12 protein-coding genes and 1 riboswitch are annotated in these 12,072 nt (G+C 40.9%); of the genes, 1 reads left to right on the top strand and 11 read right to left on the bottom strand.

The features are described from left to right. Positions 1–207: 207 nt before the first annotated feature. The 7 genes from ACIQ0C_RS15780 to secA form a co-directional block, all read right to left on the bottom strand. Complete coding sequence (locus ACIQ0C_RS15780; protein ID WP_403061548.1) at positions 208–1,590, bottom strand: murein hydrolase activator EnvC family protein; 1,383 nt, start codon at positions 1,588–1,590, stop codon at positions 208–210. Between the two features lie 93 nt (positions 1,591–1,683). Beyond that, complete coding sequence (ftsX, locus tag ACIQ0C_RS15775; RefSeq protein ID WP_402835876.1) at positions 1,684–2,577, bottom strand: permease-like cell division protein FtsX; 894 nt, start codon at positions 2,575–2,577, stop codon at positions 1,684–1,686. Then, positions 2,567–3,253 carry a cell division ATP-binding protein FtsE gene (gene ftsE, locus ACIQ0C_RS15770; protein ID WP_061141190.1) on the bottom strand — a complete coding sequence of 229 codons (687 nt, stop codon included), beginning with the start codon at positions 3,251–3,253 and terminating at the stop codon, positions 2,567–2,569. The genes ftsX and ftsE overlap by 11 nt, the downstream gene beginning before the upstream one ends. Before the next feature lie 293 nt (positions 3,254–3,546). Further along, a complete protein-coding gene (gene cccB / locus ACIQ0C_RS15765) occupies positions 3,547–3,888 on the bottom strand; it encodes a cytochrome c551 (RefSeq protein WP_403061545.1) in 342 nt (113 codons plus the stop codon). Positions 3,889–3,937: 49 nt separating this feature from the next. Beyond that, a complete protein-coding gene (locus ACIQ0C_RS15760) occupies positions 3,938–4,801 on the bottom strand; it encodes a YitT family protein (protein ID WP_402835872.1) in 864 nt (287 codons plus the stop codon). A gap of 153 nt (positions 4,802–4,954) precedes the next feature. Further along, positions 4,955–6,053 (bottom strand): peptide chain release factor 2 gene (prfB, locus tag ACIQ0C_RS15755; RefSeq protein WP_402835870.1). Its coding sequence is split into 2 segments (ribosomal slippage): positions 4,955–5,989 and positions 5,991–6,053, totalling 1,098 coding nucleotides; the frame shifts between segments, so codons are not numbered across the junction. 152 nt (positions 6,054–6,205) lie between these two features. Then, positions 6,206–8,719, bottom strand: coding sequence for a preprotein translocase subunit SecA (gene secA / locus ACIQ0C_RS15750; RefSeq protein WP_403061542.1), 2,514 nt, complete (start codon positions 8,717–8,719; stop codon positions 6,206–6,208). A gap of 421 nt (positions 8,720–9,140) precedes the next feature. Here secA and ACIQ0C_RS15745 point away from each other — a divergent pair, with 421 nt between their 5' ends. Then, positions 9,141–9,464: a helix-turn-helix domain-containing protein gene (locus ACIQ0C_RS15745; RefSeq protein ID WP_061141195.1), complete on the top strand. Its 324-nt coding sequence runs from the start codon at positions 9,141–9,143 to the stop codon at positions 9,462–9,464. A gap of 149 nt (positions 9,465–9,613) precedes the next feature. Here the strand turns inward: ACIQ0C_RS15745 and ACIQ0C_RS15740 are convergent, their stop codons facing one another. The 4 genes from ACIQ0C_RS15740 to fliS form a co-directional block, all read right to left on the bottom strand. After that, complete coding sequence (locus ACIQ0C_RS15740; protein ID WP_403061539.1) at positions 9,614–9,754, bottom strand: anti-repressor SinI family protein; 141 nt, start codon at positions 9,752–9,754, stop codon at positions 9,614–9,616. A gap of 30 nt (positions 9,755–9,784) precedes the next feature. Then, positions 9,785–9,870, bottom strand: a riboswitch (cyclic di-GMP riboswitch). A 644-nt stretch (positions 9,871–10,514) separates the two neighbouring features. Further along, positions 10,515–11,072: a ribosome hibernation-promoting factor, HPF/YfiA family gene (gene hpf, locus ACIQ0C_RS15735; protein ID WP_063233921.1), complete on the bottom strand. Its 558-nt coding sequence runs from the start codon at positions 11,070–11,072 to the stop codon at positions 10,515–10,517. Between the two features lie 252 nt (positions 11,073–11,324). Further along, positions 11,325–11,669, bottom strand: a complete 345-nt coding sequence (fliT, locus tag ACIQ0C_RS15730; protein ID WP_403061535.1) for a flagellar protein FliT — start codon at positions 11,667–11,669, stop codon at positions 11,325–11,327. Continuing rightward, on the bottom strand, positions 11,669–12,070 hold the full coding sequence (gene fliS, locus ACIQ0C_RS15725) for a flagellar export chaperone FliS (RefSeq protein WP_402835859.1): 402 nt from the start codon (positions 12,068–12,070) through the stop codon (positions 11,669–11,671). The genes fliT and fliS overlap by 1 nt, the downstream gene beginning before the upstream one ends. Between the last annotated feature and the right edge of the window lie 2 nt (positions 12,071–12,072).

Below are 12,072 nucleotides of genomic sequence, written 5' to 3'. Positions count from 1 at the left end.
TTTAAAGGAGTCAAACTGGTATTAAATTGATTCGCTACAGTTCTAAATGAGTCAACTCCTTCTAAATAAGCAAGGACAGCTTTTAATTTCAACTCAAATGAATATTTTGTCATAAAAAATAGCACCTCCAATTGTTAGATGGTGTCTAACAATTGGGGTGCAGTTCAGAATTTATCCTGATCTGTTTTTCATTTGATATATTGGGTATTAATTAGGTATATAGTTTAATGGATTAACGGCATTTGACTTGCTATAATTCCATGGGCCTTTATGTAGCTCAAAGTGTAAATGCTGACCGTATGAATGTCCTGTGTTACCCATGATGCCGATTTGTTGACCTTTGGCAACTACCGCACCTTCGCTTGCTTGTCTAGAACTTAAGTGTGCATACACAGTAGTCCATTGCTGACCGCCGATCGAATGGGTAACGAAGATAACGTTACCGTATGAACTTGAGAAGTAAGAACGGCTTACGACTCCGTCGGCTGCAGCTACAATTGGAACCGTTCCGCTAGCAGCGATATCGATGCCGGCATGCTGTTTATTCCAACGTTCACCCATTGTTGAAGATACATATCCTGCACTAGGTCTAGTGAAAGTACCCGATGATACAGCTGGCGCTTGACTTACATTAGACGAAGCGGGTGAAGATGATGATGAACTGTTGCTTTTTGCACTATATCCTGAAGAAGTGGATTGTTTTTTTGATTCGGATGCTTGTGATGCTGCTTGTGCAGCCGCTTGTGCCGCTTCTTGCTCTGCACGTTTTTTCGCTTCGGCTGCCGCTTTTTTACGAGCCGCTTCCAATTCTGCAAGACGTTGATGTTCTAAGCTGATGGCTGATTTGATAGCTTTTTCTTGAGCAGCAAGATTCGCTTTTTCTTCCTCTAGACCCATCTTCTCATGTTCATGCTTTTCAGTTTGTTGCTTTAATTTCTTAACCAATGCATCCTTTTCTTGCTTCTGCTGTTTTTGTTGCTTTTGAATTTCCAATAGTTCAGCTTTTGCCACTTCTAAACTGGCAAGCTTCGTTTCAACGGCTTTTTGCTTTTCTTCCAAATCCTTTTTATCTAGCTCATGCTGCTTTAAAATATCTCGGTCGGCTTCAGCGATTGTCGCTACAGCTCCGACACGGTCAACTAAATCCCCAAAACTGGATGATCCGAATAATACTTCAAGGTAGTTCACGTCCCCGCCAGTCTCCTGGAAAGAAAGTGCCCTTTCCTTCAATACTTCATTACGTTTGGCGATCCGCTCTTTTAATACTTTAATCTCTTCTTTCAATGCCTCGATTTCTTTTTTCGTTTGTGTAATTTCAGCATTTTTAGCATCGATTTTTTTTGCGGACTCTGCGATTTTCGCTTCAATGGCAGCGATTTGGTCTTCTGCTGTCATTTGCTTGTCCTGCAGGTTATCGATTTTCTTTTCCGTTTCGGAAATATTCGATTCAACTCCTGAACGTTTTTCCTGGATGGATTCTTTCTGTTTTTCTAAATCCGAAATCGACTCAGCATAAACCGAAGGTGCCGCTAGAATGCTTCCCAACCCGATCATGATGGAGGCATTCATGGCAATGATATTTTTTTTCACGTTTCATTTCCCCTTTCAACCCGTTACATCCGTGCCTTGTAACGTCTCTCTATTTATGTCTGGTTTCTTTTGGCTTTTATTAAAGATACACTTTTATACTTTCAAGAACTTCCTGACGGACATCAAGCTGCCCCATATCCCGATAACGGCACCAATTATGATGAGGATGGCCGAAACTTGATAAATGAACGGATTTGCAGGCAAGAAATCTATGAATTTGAACGTAATCTGCGGTGCTGCATATTTATAAAGATTATAGTAGAGTATTGCAATCAGACCTATCGGAATGATGGAACCGAGGACTCCCAACCAAAGTCCTTCCAAGAAGAATGGCCAACGGATGAATGTATTCGTTGCTCCTACCAATCTCATGATCTCAATTTCTTTTCTTCTTGCTACAATGGTAATTTTAATCGTATTCGAAATCAGGAACATTGCAGTAAATAGTAAGCCTACAATAAGAACGATCCCTATGTTTCTAGCAATATTAACAAAGCTGAATAGTTTCTCGACGTAGCCTTGTCCATATTTAACACTTTGGATATATTCCATACCTTCGATTTTTTTTGCCACCTTGATGACATCTTGCGGAGATTTCGTTTTGATAACATAAACGTCCCTTAATGGGTTATCCTGTTCAAATGGTTTAAAAGCCTCACCATTATCTCCTAAATCATCTATTAAATTAGTAAGCTCTTCATCTTTTGGAGAGAAAATCACTGATTCAATGCCGTTTATCTCCGTAATTTGCTTACCTATAGCTTTTATATCGTCATCATTCGCCGCATTATCAATATGTGCACGAACTTCGACATCTTTCTCCACATTTCCCGCGATATGATTTAAATTCATCATGAGCACTAAAAAGACGCCAACCAAAGTTAGAGTGACCGTTACTGCACTGACTGAAGCAAACGTCATCCAACCATTACGGCCAATATTTTTAAAACTTTCACGGAAGTGACGGAGCAATGTTCTAAATTTCATATCCGTAATCACCTCGATGTTCATCGCGAACTATTTTTCCACTTTCAATGGCAATGACACGTCGTTTAATATTGTTGACGATGTCCCTATTATGTGTGGCCATGACAAGTGTAGTTCCGCGTTTATTAATTTCTTCAAATATGTTCATGATTTCCCATGATGTTTCGGGATCAAGATTACCTGTAGGCTCGTCGGCTATGACTACCTTGGGATCATTGACGATCGAACGGGCTATTGCAACCCTTTGCTGTTCCCCACCAGATAACTCGGAAGGCAGCATTCTCGCTTTATGTTTAATGCCAACCAGATCAAGGACTTCCATGACTCTCTTTTTGATTTCTTCTGGTTCCTTTTCAATAACTTCCATGGCAAAAGCAACATTTTCATATGCAGTGAATGTTTGAAGGAGTTTAAAATCTTGGAATACCATACCGATATTACGGCGGAATAGAGGAACTTTCGAATTGCGGATACTTGGCAGGCTAAGACCATTGACCAAGATATTACCGCTTGTAGGCTTTTCTTCCCTATACATCATTTTGATGAAGGTCGATTTTCCGGCACCGCTCGGACCCACTACATAAACGAACTCGCCTGGCTTTATTTTCACATTGATTCCATTAATGGCAATTACGCCATTTGGGTATGTCTTTTTCACATCTATCATTTCTATCATTCTAAAACCACCTAATTTGCTTGGATTATAACTATGTATCTACAGCTTTTCGACAATTTTCACTGAAATCTGACAGGAATCTCTCTTACTTGAGCACAGAAACATTATAACATCATATTTTGTCAAATTAAGCATAAAAAATATTACAGTTTCATTTCAGTTAGACATATATCAACATCTATGTAATAATTCCAGGATTTGATTGCTTGATAAAGGGAGTAACCGTGAGTTGTTTCGAGGGTTTAAAGGAGGCCAAATGAAACGTCCCGCTAAGCAGGACGTTTCATTAATCATTATTTATGTCCAGCAAGCCATTCAGCGACCATGCTCGCTTCCTTGCCCTTGATTATTTCTTTCGGCATTCCACCTTGACCATTCGCAATGACTTGTTCAATGTCTTCTTTTGAAAGCTTAGATCCGACCTTTGTTAAGTTCGGTCCCACGCCGCCTTCAAGATTCACTGCATGGCAGCTTGAACATTTGTTTTCATAAATTTTTGCGGCATCACCGGCACCTGCCGTAGTCGTTTCATTATTTTCACTTGCAGGCTCTTTATCTGCAGCATCATCGTTCCCACCGCATGCAGCCAAGGCCAAAGAAGTACCCAAAACTAAGGCTAACCACTTTATTTTCATTGAATTTACCCCCTCTGATTTATACCAGCACAAGAACATTATACCAATTTCAATCCAGTTTAAAACCCTCCCCAAGTACCTCCGATGCGTCCATTACAATTACAAACGCCTTAGGGTCAACGAGTTTCACCAATTGTTTCAATTTGGTGAATTCCGACTGGTCTATTACGCACATCAAAATTGGACGAGTATCATCCGTATAGCCGCCATACCCGGATATGCCTGTTACACCCCGGTCCAGCTCATGTATGATAGCATCCCTTACTTCCATTTCTTTATTCGTGATGATTAGTGACATCTTCGAACGGTTCAATCCAATCTGGACGAGGTCGATCGTCTTGCTTGTCACATACAATCCAATCAATGCATAAAGCCCTTTTTCAATATCAAAAACGATGGCAGCACTTAGAACGATGATTCCATCAATGATAGCCACACAGGTCCCCAATGACAGATGGGTATACTTATGGAAAATCTGTGCCGCCAAATCGGTCCCCCCCGTGGAACCCTTGCCGCGAAAGACGATCCCCAGCCCAAGCCCGACCATCATACCCCCGCAAATGGAACCAAGCAATGCATCATTCGTCCATGCATCCCAATCCTTTGTCAGAAATACCACTAAAGGTAGAAACAAGGTTCCAATCAGGCTTTTGGCTCCGAAATGCCTTCCGAGGATAATAAGCCCCGCAATGAACAAAGGGATATTAAAACCCCAAAGAACGTAAGCCGGCTCCCAACCGAGAGTTGAATCGAGAATCGTGCTAATCCCGCTGACCCCTCCGGATGCGACCTGGTTAGGCAGTAAAAATACATTAAAACCAATGGCAATTATGGACGAACCGACAATCACCAGTCCATACTCCGTTAACTTTTGAATGAAAGGGTGCCTCTGCTCCCGGTATCTTCTTTTCATTTTGCATAAGTCTCCTCGAACCATCATTATTATCTAGTATTGGCCGAACGAGGTAGAGCATCCCTTTTCAATCCTGTAAATGTCAGCCAAGATTCGTTAAAAAGGAAATCATAAAAAAAGCCGGACCGGGAAAAACGGTCCGACTGGCTGAGCTTATAGTTTTGAACGCAAGTACGCATCAATGAACATATCGATATCCCCATCCATGACAGCTCCCAAGTTTCCGGTCTCCGCACCAGTACGGTGATCTTTAACCATGGAATACGGATGGAAAACATAAGAACGAATTTGGCTTCCCCAGCCAATTTCCTTTTGCTCCCCGCGGATTTCATCCAATTCCGCTTGTTGCTGTTCAATTTCACGTTGATATAATTTGGCTTTCAGCATATTCATGGCCTGGGCCTTGTTTTTGATTTGAGATCTCTCGTTTTGGCACGTTACCACGGTGTTCGTAGGTATATGGGTGATCCGGACCGCCGAGTCCGTTGTATTGATATGCTGACCACCTGCACCACTTGCCCGGTACGTATCGATTTTCAAATCTTCCGTACGTACTTCTATATTGATGGTCTCATCGAATTCCGGCATGACTTCACATGAAACGAATGAAGTGTGGCGTCTCCCTGAGGAATCGAAAGGAGAAATACGGACAAGACGGTGTACCCCTTTTTCCGCTTTTAAATAACCATAGGCGTTATGGCCTTTGATGATTAAAGTGACACTCTTGATTCCAGCTTCATCACCTGGAAGGTAATCAAGGGTTTCCACTTTAAAGCCTCTTTTTTCACCCCATCTTGTATACATGCGCAACAGCATGGAACCCCAATCCTGGGACTCAGTTCCGCCTGCACCAGGATGCAATTCAAGAATGGCATTTTTCGAGTCATATTCTTCACTTAGTAAAAGTTGAAGTTCAAAGTCATTCATCTTTTGTGCAAGAACCGTGATTTCTTCTTCCAGCTCAGCCAAAAGCTCTTGATCATTCTCCTCTTTCACTAATTCATATGTCAAATCCAGATTTTCATATGATTCATTCAGTTCGGACAATCGATTGACTTGTTCTTTCAAAGCATTCGTTTCATTGATGACAGTTTGTGCTTTTTGTTGATCATTCCAAAAATCGGGATGTGTCATCTCATTTTCAAGCTGTGCGATTCGTGCCTCTTTTTCATCTAAGTCAAAGAGACCCCCTAAAGTCCGTTAATCGTTGCGCTGTCCGTTCAAGTTCATTTCTTATTTCTGCTAATTCCATTTCTCTTCACCTCATTAAGTATGTTAAAAAAAATCCCTGAAGAGGGATTCCCTTCATTACAAATAAACCTCTTCAAACTATATGCAAACTAAACATGAAAAGAGGCGGCAAGCCTTAGACTTAACCGTCCCATATTCATTATACACCTAACTTTAGCCTAAACTGCCATGGCAATTCTTATATTTTTTACCGCTTCCGCATGGGCATAACGCGTTTCTGCCAACGTTTTCCTTTTTACGGGCAGGGGCTTTTTTCACTTTTCCCCCGTCTTCTTCCTTCGGATTGACCGCTTGTCCTTTTATGACTTCCTTACGTTCCAAATTGTTACGAATTTCAGCCTTCATGATGTATTTGGCGACTTCATCTTCCATTGAAGCAATCATGGCTTCAAACATTGCGAAACCTTCAGATTGATATTCACGAAGCGGATCGATCTGGCCATATGCACGAAGGTGGATCCCTTGACGCAATTGCTCCATTGCATCAATATGGTCCATCCACTTACTATCGACTGCACGAAGAACGATTACTTTTTCGAATTCTCGCATTTGTTCTTCAGATAGTTCTTCTTCTTTTTGGTCATAGCTTTCTTTCACTTTTGCTAAAATGAACTCAACCAATTCCGATTCGTTTTTCCCGTCCAAATCAGCTACAGTGATTGAACCTTCATTGAATAGGTTACCATTCAGGTAATCGACAAGGCCTTGTAAATTCCAGCCTTCCTCATCGCCCATTGGTGCAAACGCGACTACATTTCGCTGGATGGATGCCGTAATCATCGTTTCGACGATTTCACGTAAGTTTTCACTTTCCATGACATCGAAACGCTGTTTATAGATAATTTCCCGTTGTTGACGGAGAACATCATCATACTGCAGTAATTGCTTACGTGAATCGAAGTTATTGCCTTCGACCCGTTTCTGTGCGGATTCAACGGCCCTCGTCACCATTTTACTTTGAATTGGCTGGGAATCATCCATACCAAGGCGCGCCATCATGTTTTTCATGTTATCCGAACCGAAGCGGCGCATCAATTCATCTTCCATTGATAAATAGAATTGAGTGACCCCTGGATCTCCCTGACGGCCGGACCGACCACGCAGCTGGTTATCTATACGCCTGCTTTCATGACGTTCCGTGCCGATTACAGCAAGGCCCCCAAGCTCCTTGACACCTTCACCAAGCTTGATGTCCGTACCGCGTCCTGCCATGTTCGTAGCGATCGTAACTGAGCCTTGATTACCTGCATTCGCAATGATTTCCGCTTCACGCTCATGGTTCTTGGCATTCAAAACATCATGAGGGATTCCTTTTTTGGATAAATAGGCAGATATGACTTCAGATGTTTCGATGGCAACCGTACCGACAAGCACAGGCTGACCCTTTGTATAACGTTCGGCGATGTCTTCCACAACAGCCTTGAATTTCCCATCAGTTGTCGCGTATATAAGATCTGCCCTGTCATCCCTAATGATATTCCTGTTTGTCGGGATTGCAATGACATTCATATTATAAATATTGCGGAATTCCTCTTCTTCCGTTTTGGCTGTACCGGTCATACCTGAAAGTTTTTCATACATCCTGAAATAGTTCTGGAATGTAATCGTCGCAAGAGTCATGCTTTCATTTTGGATTTCAAGTCCTTCTTTCGCTTCGATCGCCTGGTGGAGACCTTCACTGTAACGGCGGCCTTTCATCAAACGGCCAGTGAATTGGTCAACGATGACTATCTCGCCTTCCTGGACAACATAATCCACATCCAAATGCATGGAAACATGAGCCTTTAACGCCTGATTGATATGATGATTCAAAGTAACGTGACTAATATCGAATAAATTATCGATATTAAACGCTCTTTCAGCTCGATTCATCCCATCTTCCGTCAGCTGAACACCTTTTGTCTTTTCATCATATGTGTAGTCCGTTTCTTTTTTTAAGGTTTTCACAAACGCATTGGCCTGGATGTAAAGCTGAGCCGATTTTTGTGCCGAACCGGAGATGATCAATGGCGTTCTCGCCTCATCAATCAAAATCGAATCGACCTCATCGATGACCGCGAAGTGCAGCGGACGCTGTACCATTTGTTCTTTATATAACACCATATTGTCACGAAGATAATCAAAACCTAACTCATTATTCGTACTGTACGTAATGTCGGCATTGTACGCCGCCTGCTTTTCTTCTTTAGAATGACTGTTCAAATTCAATCCCACGGTCAAACCGAGGAAATCATACAATACACCCATCTCGGTGGCATCACGGTGTGCCAAGTATTCATTGACAGTAACGACATGTACACCTTTACCGGTAATCGCATTTAAATAAACCGGCATTGTGGATGTTAAGGTTTTACCTTCCCCTGTTTTCATCTCGGAGATATTTCCATCATGAAGGGATGCCCCACCCATGATTTGAACACGGTAAGGATATAAGCCCAGAGCACGCTTTGCCCCTTCACGCGCAACCGCAAAAGCCTCGACAAGCAAATCATCAACGGTTTCCCCATTTTGATAACGCTCTTTAAACTCATCCGTTTTGGCACGCAACTGTTCATCCGATAGCGCAGCAGTCTCATCAGCCAGCGCTTCGACCTGATCGGCGATTTTTTCTAAACGTTTGATTTCTCGCTTATTCGGATCAAAAACTTTATTTAATATATTAAGCATTCAATAACGCTCCTCTATTATGGTAATGATCGTTCAATGACAAAATTCATATAAGTAAGAAGGAACACACCTTCTATTATTACTAATGCACGCTTAATTTTACCACTTCTATCATAGAGGTACAACTTCATGTCACTTCCCTGGTATAGACCGGAATTCAATTCTTGCGAAAAACAATGGATAAATGAGGAGGAAAACTGTTAAAATAGGAGGAAGTATAAAACTTATGTTGCAAACTCCCCACTATCTCCATATGCAAATGGGAATTATCCATAACCTTCCATCACTAGATGCTGTGTCCTCTCTAGAGATAGCATGTCAAGGTAATCCAACCTTACAGGCGTCATGTTTTGAATGATAAGGTGGGCTTGCCGAAACTTATTAGCGGAAGATAAATAGAACATGTTTCGAGGTGGTATTGATGATTGGTGAACGTGTAAAAAAACTGCGAGAAGAAAAGAAAATGTCAATGACTGAACTTGCCGATAAAGCCGGTGTGGCAAAGTCTTATTTAAGTTCGCTCGAGCGGAACTTACAAACGAATCCTTCTATTCAATTTCTTGAAAAAATCTCCGCCGTACTTAATATCCCTGTTGATGCCCTGCTTTACGATGCACCAAATAAGGAAACCTTGGACAATGACTGGATGAAAATCGTTGAGGAAGCCATGAATTCGGGTGTTTCTAAACAACAATTCAGGGAGTTCATCGAGTTTAATAAATGGAGAAAAGATAAAGAAGAGTAGAGTGGCAGTGCACTAGTTTACCTACATAATCCTGAAGAATACAGTTTGAATAAGCTAGGCTCACAAGAATCTCAAGGAAGAATGAACCCTATAAACAGTAAATGAAGCGAACCACTGTTTATAGGGATGTTCTCAAATTTGTTCGGAACCTATTTTCCATCGTTCTCCTCAAATGTTGCCTCAAGGCTTTCCCTTTTAAAAAAAGCACTGATTTCCTCTTTTTTGAAACCCAAGCTCCTTGCTTCAGAAATCAATTTCACCCATTCTTGATCTATTTCCACATTAGCCACCTCTTCTACCTCCTAAAATACTCTTGTATTTCAGGCAGACCAGCCATCATAGTCACCAGAACCTTAGACCTGTGCCTTTGCGCCCTCATTTTTCAATGAGTTTGCCTTTATCGTGGTATTTATTACCAAATACATTACCTATATTCATATTATAACGGATAGACACTCCATATATTGCTATTTTATGTCGGTAATCCACATAAATGCAAAAACTTTCATCCGACAAAATATTACAATATTGGGAAAATTCTAATTCCAGGTGATTTTGTAGCATTCAATCTCTTTTTTTCATATAATAGCAAATATTGCTCATCTTAATACTTCGTTGTGGTGTATTGATTCTCTCAATTGTAAATGCATCGAGGGCTTTTTGCGCAGTTAAGTCCCCACCGCAGGTCGGGCAAAGCCACTTTCCATATTCCGCACTGCTAAAAGAAGCCCTATGGCATGTATGGCAATTCTTTCGATACAAATAATCCAACCCCTCTGCACCTTGATCAAATTGTTTTTTATAAATAACCAGTCGTTCTCTTTAAAGAACTAACAATTCGAGTATAGTGCAAAAGAAAGGGGTATTTGAATAGGTAAAATTAACTATTTATCTTAATAATGAACAAATTTTGTTCTTTTAAATGAACTTTTGGGTTTTTCAGAGAAAAAAGAAGCAATCATTTTTTTACTTTTCAAACGGATTCTATCAACATGCATTTAAAAAGCACAACCCAGAGGCTGGGCTGTGCTTTTGATCTTAGAATAATAATTAACTAGGTTCAATCAATCCATAGCGTCCATCTTTTCGGCGGTATACTACGTTTGTTGTATTAGTATCCGCATTCGTGTAAACGAAGAAACTGTGACCAAGCATATTCATTTGTAAAATCGCTTCTTCACTGTCCATTGGCTTTAAATCAAAGCGCTTATTGCGGACCACTTCAATATCATTATCGTCTTCGAATTCATCCACCACTTCGTCAACTTCCGTATTGAAGGCGAATGCATCCGGTGTAGTCGATAGATTGTTTCGGAACTTGCGATTGACCTTCGTTTTATGTTTACGAATTTGGCGTTCAAGCTTATCATTGATCAAGTCAATGGCAGCATACATATCCGCATTTTCCTCTTCAGCGCGAAGAACCAAATTCTGCATGGGAATCGTCACTTCGACCTTTGATGTATTATTGTTCACTTTTAAATTGACTAACACATTTGCATCTGGTGTATTGTTAAAATATCGTTCTAACTTGCCAATTTTCTTTTCGACGTATTCTCGAATTGCTGGAGTTACCTCAATGTTTTCACCGCGTACGTTGTAATTCATAAAGTGAGTCCTCCTTAAATTAAGACTATACAGTTAGATTCTACAATACCCCTCCGGTTCCTTTTAGAAACACATCATGAAATATGTCGAAATAATGAAACAATTGTCGGAAGGTTTGGAAAGGGTTGATGTCTGCCCTAGCTTCATTATATCAAATGCTATGCTAGAAAGAAAAAATTAAGCCCACTTTATTTACAGAAAATTTAAAAATAATTAACATGAAAACCGTTTGAAATCCAAATGGTAAGGGAATCAATTTCTTTTATCATAGAACATGCCATCCACTGATAGACTTTCATACGGGTTCGTGTATTTATTGGATGATCGTTTCTTCTTATTTATTTCCTGGATATCCCGCTGTATCTCCTGCTTTTGGAGCTTCAGCAAGTGATCGACCTGTTGGTTGAGCAACAGTACTGCACGTCCCAGCTGCTGCTCTTCACCAGTAAACGGCGGTTTGATTTGAGGAAGAAGTCCATCTCGCTGATCAATCAGCTGTGTGACCCTTTCTATTTTATCATCACGTTCTGTAATCGTGCGATCTTCCAGAACGGCAAGCAATTCAGCAGTCAAATCATGAAAGGTTCTAATCACCATCACACTTGACCGCTTTGGGTGAACTGTTTTTTCCGGTTGATCTGAATTACTTCCTTCCAAGTATTCCGGAACTCCGTAACAAGTCCTTCCACTTCTTCCAAAGCAGAAACATCATTTTTCATATTCGCTTCGATCAGACGCCGGTTCATGAAATCATACAGGCTCATCATATCTTTGGATACATCCGCATCCATATTCAGCGTCACCATCAATTCGCGGATTATATTTTGCGCCTTGATGATGTTCGTATTCTTCGCTTCAATATTTCCTGCCTCAATGGCTTTCTTCCCAAGCATGATGAACTTTAGGCAGCCATTATAAAGCATTAATGTAAGCTCTCCCGGTGATGCTGTATTGACTGAATTTTGCTGGTACGATTGATATGGATTATTTACCGCCATAT

It is taken from the genome of Peribacillus sp. NPDC096448 (assembly GCF_044762675.1).
GTDB classification, from domain to species: Bacteria; Bacillota; Bacilli; order Bacillales; family DSM-1321; genus Peribacillus; species Peribacillus frigoritolerans_B.
Note: the sequence above shows the minus strand (reverse complement) of the source record. Positions and strands in the feature narration are given on the sequence as shown.

Excerpts from the sequence above, each read along its gene's own strand:
- fliT (WP_403061535.1), bottom strand. The coding sequence starts at position 11,669 with ATGGTGATTAGAACCTTTCATGATTTGACTGCTGAATTGCTTGCCGTT.
- ftsX (WP_402835876.1), bottom strand. The coding sequence starts at position 2,577 with ATGAAATTTAGAACATTGCTCCGTCACTTCCGTGAAAGTTTTAAAAAT.
- fliS (WP_402835859.1), bottom strand. The coding sequence starts at position 12,070 with ATGGCGGTAAATAATCCATATCAATCGTACCAGCAAAATTCAGTCAAT.
- hpf (WP_063233921.1), bottom strand. The coding sequence starts at position 11,072 with ATGAATTACAACGTACGCGGTGAAAACATTGAGGTAACTCCAGCAATT.
- ACIQ0C_RS15760 (WP_402835872.1), bottom strand. The coding sequence starts at position 4,801 with ATGAAAAGAAGATACCGGGAGCAGAGGCACCCTTTCATTCAAAAGTTA.
- secA (WP_403061542.1), bottom strand. The coding sequence starts at position 8,719 with ATGCTTAATATATTAAATAAAGTTTTTGATCCGAATAAGCGAGAAATC.
- ftsE (WP_061141190.1), bottom strand. The coding sequence starts at position 3,253 with ATGATAGAAATGATAGATGTGAAAAAGACATACCCAAATGGCGTAATT.
- cccB (WP_403061545.1), bottom strand. The coding sequence starts at position 3,888 with ATGAAAATAAAGTGGTTAGCCTTAGTTTTGGGTACTTCTTTGGCCTTG.
- ACIQ0C_RS15745 (WP_061141195.1), top strand. The coding sequence starts at position 9,141 with ATGATTGGTGAACGTGTAAAAAAACTGCGAGAAGAAAAGAAAATGTCA.